Source organism: Citrobacter telavivensis (genome assembly GCF_041807075.1).
GTDB lineage: Bacteria > Pseudomonadota > Gammaproteobacteria > Enterobacterales > Enterobacteriaceae > Citrobacter_A > Citrobacter_A telavivensis.
The window spans coordinates 111,302-132,227 of the sequence record NZ_JBGUBF010000002.1 but is presented as its reverse complement, the minus strand read 5'-3'; the positions used below and the strand labels follow the sequence as shown (position 1 = coordinate 132,227).

At 53.2% G+C, this 20,926-nt stretch carries 18 protein-coding genes and 1 tRNA gene; 11 read left to right on the top strand and 8 right to left on the bottom strand.

Going from position 1 to position 20,926, the window contains the following annotated elements:
• Positions 1-27: 27 nt before the first annotated feature.
• The gene (locus tag ACERJC_RS11865; RefSeq protein WP_373671743.1) at positions 28-870 is read left to right on the top strand and encodes a hypothetical protein; all 843 of its coding nucleotides are present in this window, start codon (positions 28-30) and stop codon (positions 868-870) included.
• Between the two features lie 243 nt (positions 871-1,113).
• Here the strand turns inward: ACERJC_RS11865 and ACERJC_RS11860 are convergent, their stop codons facing one another.
• Both ACERJC_RS11860 and ACERJC_RS11855 read right to left on the bottom strand, forming a co-directional pair.
• Positions 1,114-2,382, bottom strand: coding sequence for a tyrosine-type recombinase/integrase (locus tag ACERJC_RS11860; RefSeq protein ID WP_373671742.1), 1,269 nt, complete (start codon positions 2,380-2,382; stop codon positions 1,114-1,116).
• 198 nt (positions 2,383-2,580) lie between these two features.
• A tRNA-Leu gene (locus ACERJC_RS11855) sits at positions 2,581-2,665 on the bottom strand.
• Between the two features lie 199 nt (positions 2,666-2,864).
• On the opposite strand from ACERJC_RS11855, the gene ahr reads away from it, so the two are divergent.
• The gene (gene ahr, locus ACERJC_RS11850; protein WP_373671741.1) at positions 2,865-3,884 is read left to right on the top strand and encodes an NADPH-dependent aldehyde reductase Ahr; all 1,020 of its coding nucleotides are present in this window, start codon (positions 2,865-2,867) and stop codon (positions 3,882-3,884) included.
• A 24-nt stretch (positions 3,885-3,908) separates the two neighbouring features.
• On the opposite strand, the gene idnK is transcribed toward ahr, so the two are convergent.
• On the bottom strand, positions 3,909-4,451 hold the full coding sequence (idnK, locus tag ACERJC_RS11845; protein ID WP_152401834.1) for a gluconokinase: 543 nt from the start codon (positions 4,449-4,451) through the stop codon (positions 3,909-3,911).
• Between the two features lie 217 nt (positions 4,452-4,668).
• On the opposite strand from idnK, the gene idnD reads away from it, so the two are divergent.
• The 5 genes from idnD to ACERJC_RS11820 all read left to right on the top strand — a co-directional run bounded on the left by idnD (position 4,669) and on the right by ACERJC_RS11820 (position 10,511).
• Complete coding sequence (gene idnD, locus ACERJC_RS11840; RefSeq protein WP_152401832.1) at positions 4,669-5,712, top strand: L-idonate 5-dehydrogenase; 1,044 nt, start codon at positions 4,669-4,671, stop codon at positions 5,710-5,712.
• A gap of 11 nt (positions 5,713-5,723) precedes the next feature.
• Complete coding sequence (idnO, locus tag ACERJC_RS11835; RefSeq protein WP_152401830.1) at positions 5,724-6,488, top strand: gluconate 5-dehydrogenase; 765 nt, start codon at positions 5,724-5,726, stop codon at positions 6,486-6,488.
• Positions 6,489-6,551: 63 nt separating this feature from the next.
• Entirely contained in the window at positions 6,552-7,871 is a 1,320-nt protein-coding gene (idnT, locus tag ACERJC_RS11830; protein ID WP_152401828.1) for a gnt-II system L-idonate transporter, read from the top strand.
• A 60-nt stretch (positions 7,872-7,931) separates the two neighbouring features.
• The gene (gene idnR, locus ACERJC_RS11825) at positions 7,932-8,930 is read left to right on the top strand and encodes a DNA-binding transcriptional regulator IdnR (RefSeq protein WP_042321747.1); all 999 of its coding nucleotides are present in this window, start codon (positions 7,932-7,934) and stop codon (positions 8,928-8,930) included.
• 78 nt (positions 8,931-9,008) lie between these two features.
• Positions 9,009-10,511 carry a helicase HerA-like C-terminal domain-containing protein gene (locus ACERJC_RS11820; protein ID WP_373671740.1) on the top strand — a complete coding sequence of 501 codons (1,503 nt, stop codon included), beginning with the start codon at positions 9,009-9,011 and terminating at the stop codon, positions 10,509-10,511.
• Between the two features lie 136 nt (positions 10,512-10,647).
• On the opposite strand, the gene lptG is transcribed toward ACERJC_RS11820, so the two are convergent.
• From lptG to ytgA, 3 genes are all read right to left on the bottom strand, one after another.
• A complete protein-coding gene (lptG, locus tag ACERJC_RS11815; protein WP_152401824.1) occupies positions 10,648-11,730 on the bottom strand; it encodes an LPS export ABC transporter permease LptG in 1,083 nt (360 codons plus the stop codon).
• Positions 11,730-12,830, bottom strand: a complete 1,101-nt coding sequence (lptF, locus tag ACERJC_RS11810; protein WP_195296435.1) for an LPS export ABC transporter permease LptF — start codon at positions 12,828-12,830, stop codon at positions 11,730-11,732. Before lptF ends, lptG begins: the two co-directional genes overlap by 1 nt.
• A 62-nt stretch (positions 12,831-12,892) precedes the next feature.
• Positions 12,893-12,943: a protein YtgA gene (ytgA, locus tag ACERJC_RS11805; RefSeq protein WP_211180521.1), complete on the bottom strand. Its 51-nt coding sequence runs from the start codon at positions 12,941-12,943 to the stop codon at positions 12,893-12,895.
• Between the two features lie 153 nt (positions 12,944-13,096).
• Between ytgA and pepA the strand changes: the two genes are divergently transcribed.
• The 3 genes from pepA (at position 13,097) to ACERJC_RS11790 (ending at position 18,100) form a co-directional block, all read left to right on the top strand.
• Positions 13,097-14,608 (top strand): leucyl aminopeptidase, encoded by a 1,512-nt coding sequence (pepA, locus tag ACERJC_RS11800; protein ID WP_373671739.1) that lies wholly within the window; start codon positions 13,097-13,099, stop codon positions 14,606-14,608.
• 163 nt (positions 14,609-14,771) lie between these two features.
• The gene (gene holC, locus ACERJC_RS11795) at positions 14,772-15,215 is read left to right on the top strand and encodes a DNA polymerase III subunit chi (protein WP_046495682.1); all 444 of its coding nucleotides are present in this window, start codon (positions 14,772-14,774) and stop codon (positions 15,213-15,215) included.
• Complete coding sequence (locus tag ACERJC_RS11790; RefSeq protein WP_373671738.1) at positions 15,215-18,100, top strand: valine--tRNA ligase; 2,886 nt, start codon at positions 15,215-15,217, stop codon at positions 18,098-18,100. Before holC ends, ACERJC_RS11790 begins: the two co-directional genes overlap by 1 nt.
• 72 nt (positions 18,101-18,172) lie before the next feature.
• Here ACERJC_RS11790 and ACERJC_RS11785 read toward each other — a convergent pair whose 3' ends face one another.
• Positions 18,173-19,363, bottom strand: a complete 1,191-nt coding sequence (locus tag ACERJC_RS11785; RefSeq protein WP_373671737.1) for a YjgN family protein — start codon at positions 19,361-19,363, stop codon at positions 18,173-18,175.
• 179 nt (positions 19,364-19,542) lie between these two features.
• Between ACERJC_RS11785 and ACERJC_RS11780 the strand changes: the two genes are divergently transcribed.
• The gene (locus ACERJC_RS11780) at positions 19,543-20,046 is read left to right on the top strand and encodes a GNAT family N-acetyltransferase (protein ID WP_178828442.1); all 504 of its coding nucleotides are present in this window, start codon (positions 19,543-19,545) and stop codon (positions 20,044-20,046) included.
• 6 nt (positions 20,047-20,052) lie between these two features.
• Here ACERJC_RS11780 and ACERJC_RS11775 read toward each other — a convergent pair whose 3' ends face one another.
• Entirely contained in the window at positions 20,053-20,883 is an 831-nt protein-coding gene (locus ACERJC_RS11775; protein ID WP_373671736.1) for a topoisomerase II, read from the bottom strand.
• Positions 20,884-20,926 lie beyond the last annotated feature (43 nt).

Sequence of the window (20,926 nt, the reverse complement as noted above, 5' to 3'; positions counted from 1 at the left end):
AGTTGATTATAAAAGGAAAATAGCAAAGTGAGTAGAAACCCATGGGAAGTACCTGAATGGCATGCTCTAGGCCGAGAAGCATCATTAGTCTGTCATCTCATTGGATCAGGTGCAACAGCTATAGGTAGGGCCAATTACGCTGACAAGATGGGAGAATATTACACTGCGTTCTTTGGACTTTCAGTTGGGTTAGAAAGGCTTTCAAAGTTAATATTGGTTGCGCATTATGCTATTGAGAACCAAGGAAGAATGCCTGATGAGAAAGTTGTGAGAAAATTTGGACACAAACTAATCGACTTGACCAATGAGGTTGAGAATATTTCCAAAAAAATGGAACTATTACTTGAATATAAAATGCCTACAGGAAAAATTCCTCACAAGATACTTGAATGTTTAGATTCATTTGCTGATGCTCGGAGAGGTAGGTATGCAAATTTTGCTTCATTAGGTAACCCCTCTTTAACCGGTGATGAACCTATTAACAAGTGGTGGGGAGAAGTAGCTGAGTGCATACTAGAAAAACATTATTACGGTACAACTGCTCAAAGACGTGTTGAAGGGGATGCTGAATTAATCGATGCTATGATGTCACGTTTTACAATGGTATTGCATACAGATGAGACCGGAAATATTATGCAAGATGTTAAGTCTTCCTCAACACGTACTGGCCAAAACGTTATCGTACAAAAGTGGGGAAGATACTATTCTCTAACTATCGCTCGATGGCTTGCAACAATTTTATCTGAGCTTTCTCAGATCGCTTGCTATAAATATAATATCGAAGGTTTTTTTGGTCTGAATGAACATTTTTATAGTTACACTGTTGACGATAGTTTCTTAAAAACCAGAAAGATATGGCCTCTAAAATAATAGCAATCTTAACAAACACCATATATCGTGAATACGAAGCTGAGCTCACAACAAGCTGTGAGCTCCCTATTACTTCAGGCCCCTCTAAGTAAGCATGCATACCGTATTCCTGTTTTTTACATAAACCTGACAGTCAGGTTTTACTGGTTTCAACATATAAAGTTGTTAGGCTAAGTTTGAGCTAATACATATATTGCAGTCAATTGCTGCAACCAGAGATGCTTCCCACTTCAGCCCAACTATTTATCCACCATTACCCCGATTAATTTTCGCATAGTCAAACGGCGTAATCCCCTTCTCCCGATTCGCATCCAGATAATCCGCCCACCACTGCAGCATTAACCTGCGCTCTCCCAGATGCTCCGCCTTGTGGATGTAAGCTGCTCGCACAGAGCTACGCTCTTGGTGACTCATCTGCCGCTCTACCGCATCCCTCGACCATAATCCCGACTCGATCAACGAGCTACACGCCATCGTCCTGAAACCATGCCCACATACTTCCGTTTTCGTGTCATAACCCATCACTCTCAGCGCCTTGTTCACCGTGTTTTCACTCATAGGTTTACGCGGATCGTGATCGCCCACAAAGATCAGCTCACGGTTTCCACTCATGCTTTTGATCTTTTGCAAGATAGCGAGAGCTTGTCGCGACAAAGGAACAAGATGTGGAGTACGCATCTTCGAACCACGTTGAGAATGCTTAACTCCTTCCAGTGGCTCACGCTCGCCCGGAATCGTCCACATAGCCGTTTCAAAATCCACTTCTGTCCAGCGAGCAAAACGTAACTCGCTCGAACGGATGAAAACCAGTAACGTCAAATCCACAGCTAACCGCGTTAATGGTCTGCCGGTGTAGTTATCAATGCGATGGAGTAACTCAGGAATGCGATTGAGATCTAGCGCAGCGCGATGCTTTCGTTTAGCTGTTGCGATCGCACCAGTGATCTCTTGTGCAGGATTGTAATCAATTAAGCCGTTCTGTACTGCAAAGCGCATTATTGCCGTTGTTCGCTGTTGAAGACGCGCAGCCACTTCAAGGCGTCCTGACTTTTCCACCGCTTTAATTGGGACCAGTAAGTCACGAGTACCAATATCTTTGATATTTCGCTTCCCAACTGAAGCAAATAAATTGTCTTCGAGACTTTTCAATACACGAGCGCTATGCGATGCAGACCACTTCTGATTGCTGGCGTGCCACTCTCTGGCTACCACTTCAAACGTTATCGCTTCTTGTTCCTGCTCTACCTTAACGGCTTTCTTGTTCTCACTGGGATCGACGCCATTAGCTAATAGTTTACGGGCCTCATCCCTGCGTGCCCGGGCATACGCCAGCGAGACTTCAGGATATTTCCCCAACGCCAGCATCTTCTCTTTACCGCCAAAGCGATAACGAAGCCGCCAGTATTTCGAGCCATTCGGGTGAACCAGCAAAACCATGCCTTCACCGTCAGCCAGTTTATAGGCTTTTGCTTCAGGCTTAGCCGAACGAACCTTCACATCACTCAGAGCCATGATGAGTATCCTTTCAAGGGTTCTGTGTGGGTACAAACATTATCGAACCGGGATATACCCGCAGTTGTACCCGCATCAGTAAGTTGATGTAGATTGAATCAGGTTGACTTAGGAAGAGTGAAAAAGCGAGGAAAGCCTTGCGGATACTGGATTTCAGGCACAAAAAAAGACGTCCGTTGACGTCTATTGATGTTCCGATGGTGCCGAAGGCCGGACTCGAACCGGCACGTATTTCTACGGTTGATTTTGAATCAACTGCGTCTACCGATTTCGCCACTTCGGCACTGAAGAGGTACGCGGAAAACGTTGTGGATTATACCTGTAGCACGCAACCATGCAAGCGCTAGCGTGTGTCTTCTCCGTTAAGTGTCGAAAAAATCAGCACGCTTCCCCTATTCCTCTTCTCTATCCCCTCTTCTGCAAAGCGATGCCGTATTCCATGCTCTACACTTTCCTGTTCAACACCACATGAGGGAAACACGATGTCGATGATAAAAAGCTATGCTGCAAAAGAGGCGGGCAGCGAACTCGAACTCTTTGAATACGATGCGGGCGAACTCAAGCCGGAAGATGTCGAGGTACAGGTCGATTACTGCGGTATCTGCCATTCCGATTTGTCGATGATCGACAACGAGTGGGGATTCTCTCAATATCCACTGGTTGCCGGGCATGAAGTGATTGGTCGCGTGGTCGCTCTCGGCAGCGCGGCACAGGGGAAAGGGCTGAAGATCGGCCAGCGCGTGGGTATTGGCTGGACGGCACGCAGCTGTGGGCACTGCGATGCCTGTATCAGCGGCAATCAGATTAACTGTCTGGAAGGCGCTGTGCCAACCATTCTCAATCGCGGCGGCTTTGCTGAGAAGCTGCGCGCAGACTGGCAGTGGGTGATCCCGCTTCCGGAAAGCATCGATATTGAATCCGCCGGTCCGCTGCTGTGCGGCGGCATCACGGTGTTTAAACCGCTGCTGATGCACCACATCACCGCCACCAGCCGCGTCGGAGTGATTGGTATTGGCGGGCTGGGGCATATCGCGATTAAGTTGCTGCATGCGATGGGGTGTGAAGTCACCGCGTTCAGCTCTAACCCGGCGAAAGAGAAAGAAGTGCTGGCGATGGGTGCCGATAAAGTGGTGAACAGCCGCGATCCGCAGGCATTAACCGCGCTGGCAGGCCAGTTCGATCTCATCATCAACACCGTCAATGTCGATCTCGACTGGCAGCCCTACTTCGAAGCGCTGGCCTACGGCGGTAAATTCCACACCGTCGGCGCGGTGCTGAAACCATTGCCGGTACCCGCATTCACGCTGATTGCCGGCGATCGCAGCATCTCCGGTTCGGCGACCGGTACGCCATATGAGCTGCGTAAGCTGATGAAGTTTGCCGGACGCAGCAAGGTCTCGCCAACCACCGAACTGTTCCCGATGTCGCAAATCAACGAGGCTATTCAGCACGTGCGTGACGGCAAAGCCCGCTACCGCGTGGTGCTGAAAGCCGATTTCTGACGCTCTGACTCAGCGCCTCCTTGTTCAGATTGAGGCGCTGAGTCGTTCCCGTGCCTGGCGAAACGCCAGTACCGCCTGTTGGCACTGCGCCGTCACGTTCTCAATGTCATGATTAATGTCGATACGCGCGATATCGGCCTCTTCCGCCAGCGGACATTCCAGCGCCTCAAACTGACTTTTCAGCAAGCCGACCGGCATAAAGTGCCCTGCCCGACGCTGCATCCGCGCCAGGATAATGTCGTAATCGCCATCCAGCCAGAGAAAATGCACGTTAGGACTGCCTTTGCGTAAAAAATCGCGATACTGTTTTTTTAATGATGAGCACACAATAAATCCCGTCTCATTTTTTTTATACAGACTATAGGACGCATCATTTAAGCGTTCTAACCACGGCAGCCTGTCTTCATCGGTTAACGGTATTCCCTGAGACATTTTATCAATGTTTTTGGCAGGATGGAGATCGTCACCATCAATGAACTTCGCCGATAATAATGCAGCCACCTTACTGCCAATTAACGATTTACCACTTCCTGAAACGCCCATCAAAATATAGCTTTCCCCGGCCATGTAAAACCCTCTGCGTCATATTCCATGGCGCGATACTACGCCTGCATAATCGGCAATTTCACGTTTTTTTATTTCCATAGATAAGAATTATAAAGCGCATCACGTTATGCGTAACATTGTAGTGTAACAATTTTCCAGCGTGACACTGATCACAAATAAGGACAATGAAAACCGCTTAAATGCACCGGAGATGAAGACCTGACCCAGTGAGGCATTTATGGAAGTGAAAACTCAATCCTGCGTTGTCGCGGGTAAGCATTCTGTTGCCGTTACACAACAGAATATCGAATGGAATAATAAAGGCACGCTCGTAAAAATAACTCGCGGAGGGATTTGCGGCTCTGACTTACATTATTACCAGGAAGGCAAAGTCGGTAATTTCACCGTCAAAGCGCCGATGATTTTAGGTCATGAAGTTATTGGCAAAGTGGTCCATAGCGATTCAGAAACATTACGCGAAGGACAGTCAATTGCTATTAATCCGTCTAAACCGTGCGGCCATTGTAAATATTGTCTTCAGCATGAAGAAAACCAATGTACTGAAATGCGCTTTTTTGGCAGCGCGATGTATTTTCCGCACGTCGATGGGGGATTTACCCAGTTTAAAACGGTCGATACCGCCCAGTGCATTCCTTACCCGGAACAGGCGGACGAAAAGGTTATGGCCTTTGCCGAACCGCTGGCGGTGGCCATCCATGCCGCGCATGAAGCTGGCGACCTACAGGGTAAGAAAGTGTTTATCTCCGGCGTCGGCCCCATCGGCTGTCTGATCGTCAGCGCGGTGAAAACGCTGGGTGCCGCGGAAGTGGTCTGTGCCGATGTCAGCCCCCGATCGCTGTCGCTGGCTCAGCAAATGGGCGCGGATACGCTGGTGAATCCTCTGCATGACTCGCTCGATCAGTGGAAAACGGAAAAAGGCTATTTCGATATCAGCTTCGAGGTCTCAGGCCATCCTTCCTCTATCACTACCTGTCTGGAAGTTACCCGGGCAAAAGGGGTGATGGTGCAGGTCGGGATGGGCGGCGCCGTTCCGGACTTCCCGATGATGATGCTGATCGGCAAAGAGATAGCCCTGAAAGGCTCTTTCCGCTTTACCACCGAATTTAACACTGCAGTCTCCTGGCTGGCGCATAACGTTATCGATCCGCTGCCGCTGTTGAGTGCGGAATATCCGTTTACCGATCTGGAACAGGCGCTGATTTTCGCCAGCGACAAAACCCAGGCGGCGAAAGTTCAGCTCGTCTTTGAGAATGAAAAATAAGGAGCAACATCATGAACGATCTTTTTTCACTGGCAGGTAAAAATATACTGATCACCGGCTCCGCCCAGGGGATCGGGTATTTGCTGGCAACGGGTCTTGGCAAATATGGCGCGCAGATTATCGTTAACGATATTACGTCGGAACGGGCAGAAGCCGCCGTCGCAAAACTACAGCAGGAAGGGATCCGCGCCGTTGCCGCCCCCTTTAACGTGACGCATAAACAGGATATCGACGCCGCAATAGAGCATATCGAAAAGGATATTGGCCCGATTGATGTACTGGTCAATAACGCCGGGATCCAGCGCCGTCACCCGTTTACCGAATTTCCAGAGCAGGAGTGGAACGACGTGATTGCGGTCAACCAGACCGCCGTGTTCCTCGTCTCCCAGGCGGTAACCCGTCGGATGGTTGAGCGCCAGGCTGGGAAAGTGATCAACATCTGCTCGATGCAGAGCGAACTGGGTCGCGACACCATCACACCGTACGCCGCATCGAAAGGTGCCGTGAAGATGCTGACTCGCGGTATGTGCGTTGAGCTGGCGCGCCATAACATTCAGGTTAACGGCATCGCGCCAGGGTACTTCAAAACCGAGATGACCAAAGCGCTGGTTGAAGATGAAGCCTTCACCTCATGGCTGTGCAAACGTACGCCTGCCGCCCGCTGGGGCGATCCGCAGGAACTGATTGGCGCAGCGGTATTCCTCTCCTCCAAAGCCTCGGACTTCGTTAACGGGCACCTGCTGTTCGTCGATGGCGGCATGCTGGTCGCGGTGTAACCACTGAACAACCCTACGCAGCGCGCAAGCGCTGCCTTTTTGGCACAGATAAGAGATAAGATTATGCCATTAATCATAATTGCGGCAGGCGTCGCGCTGCTTCTGGTCCTGATGATTGGCTTTAAAGTCAATGGCTTCATCGCCCTGGTCCTGGTCGCAGCCGTCGTGGGATTCGCCGAAGGGATGGACGCACAGGCAGTTTTACATTCCATTCAAAACGGGATCGGCGGTACGCTCGGCGGGCTGGCGATGATCCTCGGTTTTGGCGCAATGTTGGGTAAATTGATTTCTGACACGGGGGCCGCACAACGCATTGCCACTACCCTGATCGGTACGTTTGGTAAAAAACGCGTGCAGTGGGCGCTGGTCGTCACCGGACTGGTCGTCGGGCTGGCGATGTTCTTCGAGGTCGGCTTTGTGCTGCTACTGCCGCTGGTATTTACGGTAGTGGCCTCTTCCGGTTTGCCGCTGCTGTACGTCGGCGTGCCGATGGTCGCCGCCCTCTCGGTGACCCACTGTTTCCTGCCGCCGCATCCGGGACCGACCGCCATTGCGACGATTTTTGAAGCCAACCTCGGCACCACGCTGCTGTACGGGTTCATTATCACCATCCCTACGGTGATTGTCGCAGGCCCGCTGTTTTCAAAACTGCTGACCCGCTTTGAAAAAGCGCCGCCGGAAGGGTTGTTTAACCCGCACCTGTTCACCGAAGAGGAGATGCCGTCCTTCTGGAACAGTATCTTTGCGGCGGTGATCCCCGTCATACTGATGGCTGTTGCCGCAGTCTGTGAAATTACGCTGCCAAAAACCAACTCAGTGCGGGTATTCTTTGAGTTTATCGGTAACCCTGCCGTCGCGCTGTTTATCGCTATCGTACTGGCGATTTTCACCCTTGGCCGACGCAATGGACGCACGATTGAACAAATCATGGATATCGTCGGTGATTCTATCGGCGCCATCGCGATGATTGTGTTTATTATCGCCGGCGGCGGCGCGTTTAAGCAGGTACTGGTGGACAGCGGCGTGGGCCAGTATATTTCGCAGTTGATGACCGGCACGTCGCTGTCGCCGCTGTTGATGTGCTGGACGGTAGCAGCATTGCTGCGTATTGCGCTGGGGTCAGCGACCGTTGCCGCGATCACGACCGCAGGCGTGGTGCTGCCGATCATTAACGTCACTCATGCCGATCCGGCGTTGATGGTGCTGGCAACCGGGGCCGGTAGCGTGATCGCTTCGCACGTTAACGATCCTGGATTCTGGCTGTTTAAGGGTTACTTTAACCTCAGCGTCGGTGAAACGCTGCGGACATGGACCGTGATGGAAACCCTGATTTCGATTATGGGACTGCTGGGCGTACTGGCGCTAAACGCCGTTCTGCATTAAGAAGGCGGGATTAACCACCGGGGGGCGATGTCGCCGCCGCTCCCCGGTACGGGAGAGAAGATGAGGAACCACAGAATTTCTTTGCAGGACATCGCCACGCTCGCGGGCGTGACCAAAATGACGGTGAGCCGCTATATCCGCTCGCCGAAAAAAGTCGCAAAGGAAACCGGCGAGCGTATCGCGCAGATCATGGAGGAGATTAACTACATCCCGAACCGTGCGCCCGCCATGCTGTTGAACGCGCAAAGCTACACGCTTGGCGTGTTAATTCCTTCATTTCAGAACCAGCTCTTCGCCGACATTCTTGCCGGTATTGAATCTGTTACGTCTGACCACAACTACCAGACTCTGATTGCCAACTATAACTACGACCGCGAATCAGAAGAAGAGTCGGTGATCAATCTGCTCTCCTACAATATCGACGGCATCATTCTTTCCGAGAAATATCACACCCTGCGCACGGTGAAATTCCTGCGATCGGCCGCGATTCCCATTATCGAGCTGATGGATATCCAGGGCGATCGTCTGGATATGGAAGTCGGGTTTGATAACCGTCAGGCGGCGTTTGATATGGTCAGCACCATGCTGGATAAACGCCAGCGGCGCAAAATTCTCTATCTCGGTTCGAAAGACGATATCCGTGATGAACAACGTTTTTGCGGCTACTGCGACGCGATGACGCAGCGAAACCTGACGCCTCTGCGCGTTAACCCACGGGCGATCTCGTCGATTCATCTGGGCACGCAGCTGATGCGCGACGCGCTCGTCGCCCACCCGGATTTAGACGGCGTTTTTTGCACCAATGATGATATTGCAATGGGTGCGCTGCTGTTTTGCCGGGAGCGCGAACTGTCCGTACCGGAGCAAATCTCCATTGCGGGTTTCCACGGTCTGGAGATGGGCCGACAGATGATCCCAAGCCTTGCCAGCGTCATTACGCCCCGTTTTGATATTGGCCGCATGGCGGCGCAGATGTTGCTGAGTAAAATCAAGAACAACGACCACAACCACAATACGATCGATTTGGGATACCAGATTTATCACGGCAATACGCTATAAGTGATTTTCTCTCCCCTGCGCATATTCTCTTTCCTTCACATTGCCTATACTCGACGCAGGATAAATGGAGGAAATCTAATGAGCTCACCCCTGCTGATTGCCCGCACGCCAGACACTGAACTGTTTTTACTCCCCGGTATGGCAAACCGTCATGGACTGATTACTGGCGCGACCGGTACCGGGAAAACCGTTACGCTGCAAAAACTGGCCGAATCGCTGTCGGAAATTGGCGTGCCGGTATTTATGGCCGATGTGAAAGGTGACTTAACGGGCGTCGCCGCTGAGGGACAAGCCTCCGAGAAACTGCTCGCCAGACTGAAAAATATCGGAATTACCGACTGGCAACCGCACAGCAACCCGGTGGTGCTGTGGGATATCTTCGGTGAAAAGGGCCATCCGGTTCGCGCCACGGTCTCTGACCTCGGGCCGCTGCTGCTGGCGCGTCTGCTGAACCTTAACGAGGTACAGTCCGGCGTACTGAACATTATCTTCCGCATTGCCGATGACCAGGGTCTGTTACTGTTGGATTTCAAAGACCTGCGGGCCATCACTCAATACATCGGCGACAACGCCAAATCCTTCCAGAATCAGTATGGCAACATCAGCAGTGCTTCAGTCGGGGCTATTCAGCGCGGGTTGCTGACGCTTGAACAGCAAGGGGCGACGCATTTCTTTGGCGAGCCGATGCTCGACATCAAAGACTGGATGCGTACCGATGCCAACGGCAAAGGGATCATCAATATTCTCAGTGCCGAGAAGCTCTATCAGATGCCGAAACTCTACGCCGCCAGCCTGCTGTGGATGCTCTCCGAGCTTTACGAACAGTTGCCGGAAGCTGGCGATCTGGAAAAACCGAAGCTGGTCTTCTTCTTCGACGAAGCGCATTTGCTGTTCAACGACGCACCGCAGGTGTTGCTGGATAAAATCGAACAGGTGATCCGTCTGATCCGCTCGAAGGGGGTTGGCGTCTGGTTTGTTTCGCAGAACCCGGCGGATATTCCGGATAACGTACTCGGTCAGTTGGGCAACCGCGTTCAGCACGCCCTACGCGCCTTCACGCCGAAAGATCAGAAAGCGGTGAAAACCGCCGCACAAACCATGCGCGCCAATCCGGCGTTTGATACGGAGAAAGCGATTCAGGAACTGGGTACCGGCGAAGCGCTGGTCTCGTTTCTTGATGCTAAAGGCAGCCCGTCGGTCGTTGAGCGGGCGATGGTAATTGCCCCGTGCTCACGTATGGGACCGGTGACGGATGATGAGCGCAACGGACTGATCAACCACTCTGCGCTTTATGGCAAATATGAAGACGACCTGGATCGCGAATCCGCGTTTGAAATGCTGCAAAAAGGCGTCCAGGCGGCGACCGAAGCGCAAAGTAGCCCGACGGCAAAAGGCAAAGAGGTGGCGGTTGACGACGGGATCCTCGGCGGGTTGAAGGATATTCTCTTCGGCAGCACCGGACCGCGCGGCGGTAAGCGTGATGGCGTCGTGCAGAGCGTGGCAAAAAGCGCCGCGCGTCAGGTGACCAATCAGATCATTCGCGGGATGTTAGGCAGCCTGATGGGTGGAAGAAGACGCTAGGCATTGCGCCGCAGTTTGCCGGATGGCGGCGTAACCGCCATCCGGCCTACAAGAGATGACAACTTACGCATCATAATTCGCGAGTAGGCCTGATAAGCGCTGCGCCATCAGGCACTGCGCCAGAACGTGCCGGAGATTATGACTTACGCATCATCAGCCAGAGGCTGATTAAGAAGAACGAGGCGCTCGGCAGCAGTGCGCCGATAATTGGCGGGATGCCGTACACCAGCGTCAGCGGGCCGAAGATCTGGTCCAGCACGTAGAAGACAAAACCAAAGCTTATTCCCGTTACCACACGCACGCCCATCGGCACGCTACGCAGTGGGCCAAAGATGAACGACAGCGCCATCAGCATCATCACCGCAACGGACAGCGGCTGGAAGACTTTGCTCCACATATTGAGCTGATAGCGTCCGGCCTCCTGGCCGCTCGACTTCAGGTACTTCACGTAGTTGTGCAGACCGCTGATGGAAAGCGCATCCGGGTCCAGCGCCACCACGCCCAGTTTGTCCGGCGTGAGGTTAGTTTTCCAGGTACTGCTCACGATTTGCGAACCGGTTACCTGCTTCGGATCGGTCAAATTTGACTCATCCACCTGCGACAGACGCCAGACCTTCTGTTCCGGATCAAACTTCGCAGACGCGGCATAGCGCACGGACTGCAGACGACGCTGATCGTTAAAGGCGTAGATACTGATCCCCCCTAACTCTTCATCGCCTTTCACCCGTTCGATGTAAACAAAGTTGTTGCCGTCTTTCGCCCACAGCCCCTGCTGGGTGGAAAGCAGCGAACCGCCGTACATCGCCTGCGCACGGTAGTTACGCGCCATTTGCTCGCCCTGCGGCGCAACCCACTCGCCGATGGCCATGGTCAGCAGCACCAGCGGGATCGCGGTTTTCATCACCGAAAGCGCTACCTGCATACGGGTAAAACCCGACGCTTGCATCACCACCAGTTCGCTGCGCTGAGCCAGCATCCCAAGGCCTAGCAGCGCGCCAAGCAGCGCCGCCATTGGGAAGAAAATCTGCACATCTTTCGGCACGCTGAGCAGGGTGTACATCCCCGCGCCCAGCGCATCGTAGCTCCCCTGCCCGGCTTTTTTCAGCTGGTCAACAAACTTGATGATGCCGGAAAGCGACACCAGCATGAACAACGTCATCATGATGGTGGTGAAAATAGTTTTACCGATATAGCGGTCAAGGACACCAAATGGCTGCATCACACCGCTCCTTTACGCGAAAAACGGGCGCGCAGACGGCGCACCGGCACTGTATCCCACAGGTTCAGGCCCACTGCCAGCGCCAGGTACAGCAGGTTGACGACCCACATCCAGATAACCGGATCCAGCTTACCTTTCCCGCCGTTGGATTTCAGGGAGGTTTGGATCAGGAAGAACATCAGATACAGCAACATCGCAGGCAGCATTGACAGCACGCGGCCCTGACGTGGGTTGACCACGCTCAGCGGTACGACCATCAGCGCCATCATAAATACGGTGAATACCAGCGTGATGCGCCAGTGCAGCTCCGCACGGGCCCGATCGGTATCAGTGGACCACAGCGTACGCATATCCATCTGGTCAGTATCGTTAGGATCCAGCGCTACCGCCTGATGACCAATAATCGCCTGATAGTCCTGGAAGTCGGTGATGCGGAAATCACGCAGCAGTGCGGTGCCTTCAAAGCGGGTACCTTTGTTCAGGGTGACCACCTGCGTGCCGTCGCGCAGTTGCGATAAATGTCCGGAATCGGCAACCACCACGGAAGGACGGGCGTTACCTTTCGGGCGAATCTGCGCGAGGAACACATCTTTAAAATCGCTACCCTCAACGCTTTCAATGAACAGTACCGAACCGCCGTTGGTGGCCTGCTGGAACTGCCCTTGCGCCAGTGCTGCCATTCCTGGATTGGCTTTCGCCTCAGCGAGTACCTCATCCTGATGCTTTGACGACCACGGTCCCGCCCACATGACGTTAACGGCGGCGATGATACCGGTGAACAGCGCCAGGATCATGGCGGCTTTCACCAGCACGGACTTGCTCAGACCGCAGGCATGCATCACCGTAATTTCACTTTCGGTATACAGTTTGCCCAGAGTCATCAACAGGCCGAGGAACAGGCTGAGCGGCAGGATGAGCTGCGCCATTTCAGGCACGCCGAGGCCCAGCAGCGAGAGCACCAGATTTGCCGGAATGTCACCGTCAACCGCTGCGCCGAGGATCCTCACTAACTTTTGACAAAAGAAAATCAAAAGCAGGATGAAGAGGATGGCAAGCTGGCTTTTGAGCGTCTCCCGCACCAGATATCTTATGATTATCACTTTAAATACGCCCGTAAAAACTCGTCTTTTGCAGGAATTTAGCTTGTTTCATGGCTTAAACGTCATTTATTCTCTTGAGTCGTCGAAATCGTCGCTAAAATTATTATACTCAGCGGATTCGCCACTCAGAACGCGTTCTGATGTGCCAATGCCGTAATAACGTTAAGATTAACACGAAGTCACCGCAACTGCGGACATGAGTTACGAAAGCTTGCAATTCTAACCGCAGGCGCCGCCGTTGTCTTTAAGATTCAGGAGCGTAGTGCATGGAGTTTAGTGTAAAAAGCGGTAGCCCGGAGAAACAGCGGAGTGCCTGCATCGTCGTGGGCGTCTTTGAACCACGCCGCCTTTCTCCGATTGCAGAACAGCTCGATAAAATCAGCGACGGGTACATCAGTGCCCTGCTGCGCCGTGGCGAACTGGAAGGCAAACCAGGTCAGACCTTGTTGCTGCACCATGTTCCCAACGTGCTGTCCGAGCGTATCCTCCTCATCGGATGTGGCAAAGAGCGCGAGCTGGATGAACGTCAGTATAAGCAGGTTATTCAGAAAACGATAAACACTCTGAATGATACCGGCTCGATGGAAGCCGTCTGCTTCCTGACCGAACTGCACGTCAAAGGCCGCAACAACTACTGGAAAGTACGTCAGGCTGTCGAGACGGCCAAAGAGACGCTATACAGTTTCGATCAGTTGAAGACCACCAAAAGCGAGCCGCGTCGCCCGCTGCGTAAAATGGTCTTCAACGTGCCGACCCGCCGTGAACTGACCAGCGGCGAGCGTGCTATCCAGCACGGACTGGCCATTGCCGCCGGTATTAAGGCTGCGAAAGACCTCGGCAACATGCCGCCGAATATCTGCAACGCCGCCTACCTGGCCTCTCAGGCGCGCCAGTTGGCTGACAGCTACAGTAAGAATGTGGTCACCCGCGTCATCGGCGAACAGCAGATGAAAGAGCTGGGAATGCACTCTTACCTCGCCGTCGGTCACGGTTCGCAAAACGAATCGCTGATGTCGGTAATCGAGTACAAAGGCAGTCCGTCCGAAGACGTCCGCCCGATCGTGCTGGTCGGTAAAGGGCTCACCTTTGATTCCGGCGGTATCTCCATCAAGCCTGCCGAAGGCATGGACGAGATGAAGTACGACATGTGCGGTGCCGCAGCCGTTTACGGCGTGATGCGCATGGTGGCGGAGCTTCAGTTGCCGATCAACGTCATCGGCGTGCTGGCGGGCTGTGAAAACATGCCGGGTGGTCGCGCCTATCGTCCGGGCGACGTGCTGACGACGATGTCCGGTCAGACGGTCGAAGTGCTGAACACCGATGCCGAAGGCCGTCTGGTGCTCTGCGACGTCTTAACCTACGTTGAGCGTTTTGAGCCGGAAGCGGTGATCGACGTGGCGACCCTGACGGGGGCCTGCGTGATTGCGCTGGGCCATCACATCACCGGTCTGATGTCGAACCATAACCCGCTGGCGCACGAACTGATCGGCGCGTCCGAACAGGCGGGTGACCGCGCATGGCGTCTGCCGCTGGGTGATGAGTATCAGGAACAACTGGAGTCCAACTTCGCGGATATGGCGAATATCGGCGGCCGTCCTGGTGGTGCAATCACCGCGGGTTGTTTCCTGTCGCGCTTTACCCGCAAGTACAACTGGGCGCACCTCGATATCGCCGGTACCGCCTGGCGCTCCGGGAAAGCCAAAGGCGCAACCGGTCGTCCGGTGGCGCTGCTGTCACAGTTCCTGCTCAATCGCGCGGGTTTTAACGGCGAAGAGTAAGTTTGTTTGCCGGATGGCGCTGCGCTTATCCGGCCTACAAGCCGTAATTTGTCGATGAATGAAATACGATTGTAGGCCTGATAAGGCGCGTTAGCGTCGCCATCAGGCAATAAGGCCGGGTCATCCGGCTTTGCGTTTAAATCCACCACAAGAAGCCCCATATATGAAGAATGCAACGTTCTATCTTCTGGACAACGAAAACACCGTCGATGGCTTAAGTGCCGTCGAGCAACTGGTGTGTGAGATTGCCGCAGAACGTTGGCGCAGTGGTAAACGCGTGTTGATTGCCTGCGAAGACGAAAAACAGGCAATTCGCCTGGATGAAGCACTGTGGGCCAGACCGGCTGACAGTTTCGTCCCGCACAATCTGGCAGGTGAAGGACCGCGCGGCGGCTCGCCGGTGGAAATCGCCTGGCCGGAAAAACGCAACAGCAGCCCGCGCGATCTGCTCATCAGTCTGCGCGTTGGCTTTGCAGATTTTGCCACCGCTTTCACAGAAGTGATAGACTTCGTTCCTTACGAAGATTCTCTGAAACAATCGGCGCGTGAACGCTACAAAGCCTACCGCGTGGCTGGTTTTAACCTGAATACGGCAACCTGGAAATAATGGAAAAGACATACAACCCCCAAGATATCGAACAGCCGCTTTACGAGCACTGGGAAAAGCAGGGCTATTTCAAGCCTAACGGCGATGAAAGCAAAGAGTCCTTCTGCATCATGATCCCGCCGCCGAACGTCACCGGCAGTTTGCATATGGGTCATGCTTTCCAGCAAACCATCATGGACACCCTGATCCGCTACCAGCGCATGCAGGGGAAAAATACCCTGTGGCAGGTCGGTACCGACCACGCCGGTATCGCGACCCAGATGGTGGTTGAGCGCAAAATTGCCGCAGAAGAAGGTAAAACCCGTCACGACTATGGTCGCGATGCCTTCATTGACAAAATCTGGCAGTGGAAAGCGGAATCCGGCGGCACCATCACTCGCCAGATGCGCCGCCTCGGTAACTCCGTTGACTGGGAGCGCGAGCGCTTTACCATGGACGAAGGTCTTTCCAATGCCGTGAAAGAAGTGTTTGTCCGCCTGTACAAAGAAGATCTGATTTACCGTGGCAAACGCCTGGTAAACTGGGATCCAAAACTGCGCACCGCCATTTCTGACCTGGAAGTGGAAAATCGCGAGTCTAAAGGCTCGATGTGGCATATCCGCTACCCGCTGGCCGACGGCGCAAAAACCGCTGACGGTAAAGATTACCTGGTGGTTGCGACCACCCGTCCGGAAACCCTGCTCGGCGATACCGGCGTTGCCGTCAACCCGGAAGATCCGCGTTATAAAGATCTGATTGGCAAATTCGTGGTGCTGCCGCTGGTAAACCGCCGCATTCCGATCGTCGGTGACGAACATGCCGACATGGAAAAAGGCACCGGCTGCGTGAAGATCACCCCGGCACACGACTTTAACGACTATGAAGTCGGTCGTCGTCATGCCCTGCCAATGATCAACATCTTCACCTTTGATGGCGATATCCGCGAAACGGCGGAAGTGTACGACACCAAAGGCGAAGAGTCTGACGTTTACTCAAGCGAGATCCCGGCTGAGTTCCAGAAACTGGAACGCTTTGCTGCACGTAAAGCGGTGGTTGCCGCCGTCGACGCACTGGGCCTGCTGGAAGAGGTTAAACCACACGATCTGACCGTCCCGTACGGCGACCGTGGCGGCGTAGTCATCGAACCAATGCTAACCGACCAGTGGTACGTCCGTGCCGACGTGCTGGCAAAACCGGCGGTGGAAGCGGTTGAGAATGGCGACATTCAGTTCGTACCGAAGCAGTACGAAAATATGTACTTCTCCTGGATGCGTGATATTCAGGACTGGTGTATCTCCCGTCAACTGTGGTGGGGTCACCGTATTCCGGCATGGTACGACAACGATGGTAACGTCTATGTGGGCCGCAACGAAGACGAAGTGCGCAAGGAAAACAACCTGGGTGCCGACGTTGCGCTGCGTCAGGACGACGACGTACTGGATACCTGGTTCTCCTCCGCGCTGTGGACCTTCTCCACGCTCGGCTGGCCGGAAAACACCGACGCGCTGCGTCAGTTCCATCCGACTTCTGTGATGGTCTCCGGCTTCGACATCATCTTCTTCTGGATTGCCCGCATGATCATGATGACCATGCACTTCATCAAAGATGAAAACGGCAAGCCGCAGGTGCCGTTCCATACCGTCTACATGACCGGTCTGATTCGTGACGACGAAGGGCAGAAAATGTCCAAATCCAAGGGCAACGTCATTGACCCGCTGGATATGGTCGACGGGATTTCCCTGGCAGACCTGCTGGAGAAACGTACCGGCAACATGATGCAGCCGCAACTGGCAGAGAAGATTGCTAAGCGTACCGAGAAACAGTTCCCGGACGGCATTGAGCCGCACGGCACCGACGCCCTGCGCTTCACCCTGGCCGCGCTCGCCTCTACCGGTCGCGACATCAACTGGGATATGAAGCGTCTGGAAGGTTACCGTAACTTCTGTAACAAGCTGTGGAACGCCAGCCGCTTTGTGCTGATGAACACGGAAGACCAGGATTGCGGCTTCAACGGCGGCGAAATGACCCTGTCGCTGGCGGACAGATGGATCCTGGCGGAATTCAATCAGACCACGAAAGCGTATCGTGAAGCGCTGGACAACTTCCGCTTCGATATCGCTGCGGGCATTCTGTACGAGTTCACCTGGAACCAGTTCTGCGACTGGTATCTGGAACTGACGAAACCGGTGATGAACGGTGGGACGGAAGCTGAACTGCGCGGCACTCGCCACACGCTGGTTACCGTTCTGGAAGGTTTGCTGCGCCTGGCGCACCCGATCATTCCGTTTATCACGGAAACCATCTGGCAGCGTGTTGATGCTATCGCTAATAAAGAACTTCGTTTCCAATTAAATACCATGAACGAAGACCGTACCATCATGCTGCAACCGTTCCCGGCCTATGACGCGTCTCAGGTTGATGAAGCAGCCCTTGCCGATACCGAATGGCTGAAGCAGGCGATCACCGCGGTGCGTAATATCCGTGCGGAAATGAACATCGCGCCGGGCAAACCGCTGGAACTGCTGCTGCGTGGTTGCAGCGATGACGCGATTCGTCGCGTGAACGACAACCGCAGCTTCCTGCTGAATCTGGCGCGTCTGGAAAGCATCTCCGTGCTGCCTGCCGACGACAAGGGTCCGGTATCGGTCGCCAAAATTATCGACGGTGCCGAACTGCTGATCCCGATGGCAGGCCTCATCAACAAAGAAGATGAGCTGGCGCGTCTGGCAAAAGAAGTGGCGAAAATCGAAGGTGAAATTAGCCGTATCGAAAACAAACTGGCTAACGAAGGCTTTGTGGCGCGCGCGCCGGAAGCGGTCATCGCTAAAGAGCGTGAGAAGCTGGAAGGCTACGCCGAAGCGAAAGCGAAGCTGGTTGAGCAGCAGGCGGTCATCGCCGCGCTGTAATCGAATAACCGGATAACGGTAATGTAAAAAGGCCGGAGCATGCTCCGGCCTTTTTGTATCAGGCTTGTTGTATCAAATAAATGGAACCTGCGGCATCATACCGCGTGAAAGCACCGCAATCGGCCCTGTCTCGGGTTGTTCATCATGGTCAGTCAGTTCCAGAGTATCCAGATCGCCATCAACCCAGGTATTCGCCGCCAGGAAACGCAGATAGCGCATCTTCATTAACGGATAGGCCAGCCCCAGCGTAATGGACGATACCACGGCAATCAGCCCCCACTGCACCACCAGCGCATGAAATGCGATACCGGAATGAAAACGGATACCGCCGTTCGCGAGCGTCAGACTGTTCATAAAATGATTACGCAAACCCATCCACATATACCCAGTGGAAAGCAGAATGGCAGCGAAATAGAGCAGGTAGCAGGCGATGATTTGTCCCTGGTACTCAAGGATCAGTGCAAACTGCGCCTCCTCACTCATCCCGCCCATCATGCTGGCCATCATGATGGCGCTGAAAATGCCGGAAAAGAGCCAGGCAATCATCGCCAGGAAAGGCACAACGATCAGCATCGACAGGAAACACACTTTAATGCACTGTTTTACGCTTACCGCAACAGCGAAACGATGAATACCAAACTGACCGCCCTCACCGAGCAGCGTAATCCATTTCGCATACACGACACCGGCAATAACGCCGGCGCCTGCCAGGAAAATAACGAATGCTAACAGGACTTTTGTAATAATAGCCGTAACGCTGTCACCAGGAATATTCACCACCAGGAGAATAATCACCGTCAGCAGAATATAAAGCACAACGGGTAATCCCATCATCACCCACCATGCACGTCCCAATGGGCTGTGAAAGTTAAAGCGCACATTATTCAGTGTGGTCATCATGGCATTATATTTTATGCTTTTGACCATAAAGAGGGGTAATACCAGGAAAAATACCAACAGTAACACCAGTTCAAGCGCGGGCACGGCGGCGAAGAAAGAGATCAAGATAATAACAAAAACCAGGAACAACCAGCTTAAGAAAATTGCCAGTCCCGTCGCATGGTAGCCAAAACGCGCACCGTTCAATTCCATATTTTCATAAATATAGCGACGACTGCGCACCATCGCCCATGGTGTATAGATGCCAAGAGTAATGATACATAGAATGATATTAGTCAGGCAGATCATAAAATATTCTCCACCGCGACCATGAAAGTCAAACTGCCAACGAGACTGCTGCCCGTTTTTTACTACTGAGTCCATAACAATTCCTTTGTTTGCCAAATATAAAAATGAAAACTATTAAATAATATCACTATCAGAAAACGCAGAATAACCCGTTCAGTGAAGAAACGCTTGTTTTTTTACGTACTGCTTGCATGCTTTCACAGACAGTGATATCAATTATAATTATATATATGTAGATTTAATTAAACGAAAATATGAGTAATCAACAGCATCAGTCCCTCACTCTCCGTCCCCTTTGCGTACAGGATAATCCTGTCATCGCGGCGGTTATCCGTCAGGTGTCCGCCGAATATGGTCTCACCGCTGACAAAGGCTATACGGTTGCCGATCCGAATCTGGACGAACTGTATCAGCTCTACTCTCAGCCAGGCCATGCGTATTGGGTGGTGGAGCGTAATGGGGAAATCGTGGGCGGTGGCGGAATTGCCCCGTTAACGTGTAGCGAACCCGATATTTGCGAGCTGCAAAAAATGTACTTTTTGCCCGCGGCGCGCGGACAAGGCATGGCGAAAAAGCTGGCGCTGATGGCGATGGACCACGCTCGCGCGCAGGGATTTAAACACTGCTATCTGGAAACCACTGCCTTTTTACGCGAGGCGATTGGCCTGTACGAACATTTAGGGTTTGAGCATATCAGCGAACCGCTGGGCTGCACCGGGCACGTCGATTGCGAAGTGCGCATGCTCAAACCCCTGTAAAGCAGGTTATTGCATCTCAGGCGATACCGAAAGTCGAATCACGCCAGCGGCCTGCGCGGCTGGCAATTTCAGCACTTCCACCCACATATCCTGCACCAGATCGCAGACAACCTTTTCTTTCCCCACGCCCTTCTGCGGCTCAGCCATAAGCTGTACATCCTGCCCGTAGCGCTGCACCAGCACCGGTACGACGTTTTGCAGATCCTCCATGGCCTGTTGTTTCTCAGCCTCTGTCACCGTGTGTTTATTGACACCATATGCCGCGCGCATCATCGTGGCATCGCCTTCCATACGCCGTTTCAGAATATCCTGCGAGATCAGACGCGTCGGGTTAATCCCGCCTTTGACCTGCGGGAAGAGAAAGCGGAAACACTCGTCGTCGCCTTTTTTCTGCACCGCGGCAATCTGTTCGAGATTGATCTTCATATAGTCAACGACGTTGCTGTCCGGCGCCTGCTGTAAACGCGACATCTGAATTTGTAGCACCTGCGGTTGAATGGTATCGATAATTTGCTGCTCGGTTTTACCTTCATTTTTTAGCTGCAGCGCCTGCGTACGAAGATGGATCCAGAATGTCGGCTCCTGTTCCTTCAGTACCTGAAACGTCGGCATTTGCAGTAGCGCGGCATCAAACTGCTGCTCTTCCGTTTGACCGGATGCCGCTTTTTCTCGCGGGATCAGGTAGTGCACGTCAAAGAGGTTCCACGCGACGATCGCCACAATCATCAGCACCGCGCCAGAGGCTTTCCCCACCCAGCCTTTTTTACGCATCAGCCCAATCACCGCAGCGATAACCGCGCCGACGTAGCCTGCGAGAAGTACATGTGTCCAGTTCATCGGTATTCCTTGCCCTGAAAAGGAGACATTTTTCCCTGCTCGC

Excerpts from the sequence above, each read along its gene's own strand:
- ACERJC_RS11860 (WP_373671742.1), bottom strand. The coding sequence starts at position 2,382 with ATGGCTCTGAGTGATGTGAAGGTTCGTTCGGCTAAGCCTGAAGCAAAA.
- ahr (WP_373671741.1), top strand. The coding sequence starts at position 2,865 with ATGTCGATGATAAAAAGCTATGCTGCAAAAGAGGCGGGCAGCGAACTC.
- idnK (WP_152401834.1), bottom strand. The coding sequence starts at position 4,451 with ATGGCCGGGGAAAGCTATATTTTGATGGGCGTTTCAGGAAGTGGTAAA.
- idnD (WP_152401832.1), top strand. The coding sequence starts at position 4,669 with ATGGAAGTGAAAACTCAATCCTGCGTTGTCGCGGGTAAGCATTCTGTT.
- idnO (WP_152401830.1), top strand. The coding sequence starts at position 5,724 with ATGAACGATCTTTTTTCACTGGCAGGTAAAAATATACTGATCACCGGC.
- idnT (WP_152401828.1), top strand. The coding sequence starts at position 6,552 with ATGCCATTAATCATAATTGCGGCAGGCGTCGCGCTGCTTCTGGTCCTG.
- idnR (WP_042321747.1), top strand. The coding sequence starts at position 7,932 with ATGAGGAACCACAGAATTTCTTTGCAGGACATCGCCACGCTCGCGGGC.
- ACERJC_RS11820 (WP_373671740.1), top strand. The coding sequence starts at position 9,009 with ATGAGCTCACCCCTGCTGATTGCCCGCACGCCAGACACTGAACTGTTT.
- lptG (WP_152401824.1), bottom strand. The coding sequence starts at position 11,730 with ATGCAGCCATTTGGTGTCCTTGACCGCTATATCGGTAAAACTATTTTC.
- pepA (WP_373671739.1), top strand. The coding sequence starts at position 13,097 with ATGGAGTTTAGTGTAAAAAGCGGTAGCCCGGAGAAACAGCGGAGTGCC.
- holC (WP_046495682.1), top strand. The coding sequence starts at position 14,772 with ATGAAGAATGCAACGTTCTATCTTCTGGACAACGAAAACACCGTCGAT.
- ACERJC_RS11790 (WP_373671738.1), top strand. The coding sequence starts at position 15,215 with ATGGAAAAGACATACAACCCCCAAGATATCGAACAGCCGCTTTACGAG.
- ACERJC_RS11785 (WP_373671737.1), bottom strand. The coding sequence starts at position 19,363 with ATGGACTCAGTAGTAAAAAACGGGCAGCAGTCTCGTTGGCAGTTTGAC.
- ACERJC_RS11780 (WP_178828442.1), top strand. The coding sequence starts at position 19,543 with ATGAGTAATCAACAGCATCAGTCCCTCACTCTCCGTCCCCTTTGCGTA.
- ACERJC_RS11775 (WP_373671736.1), bottom strand. The coding sequence starts at position 20,883 with ATGAACTGGACACATGTACTTCTCGCAGGCTACGTCGGCGCGGTTATC.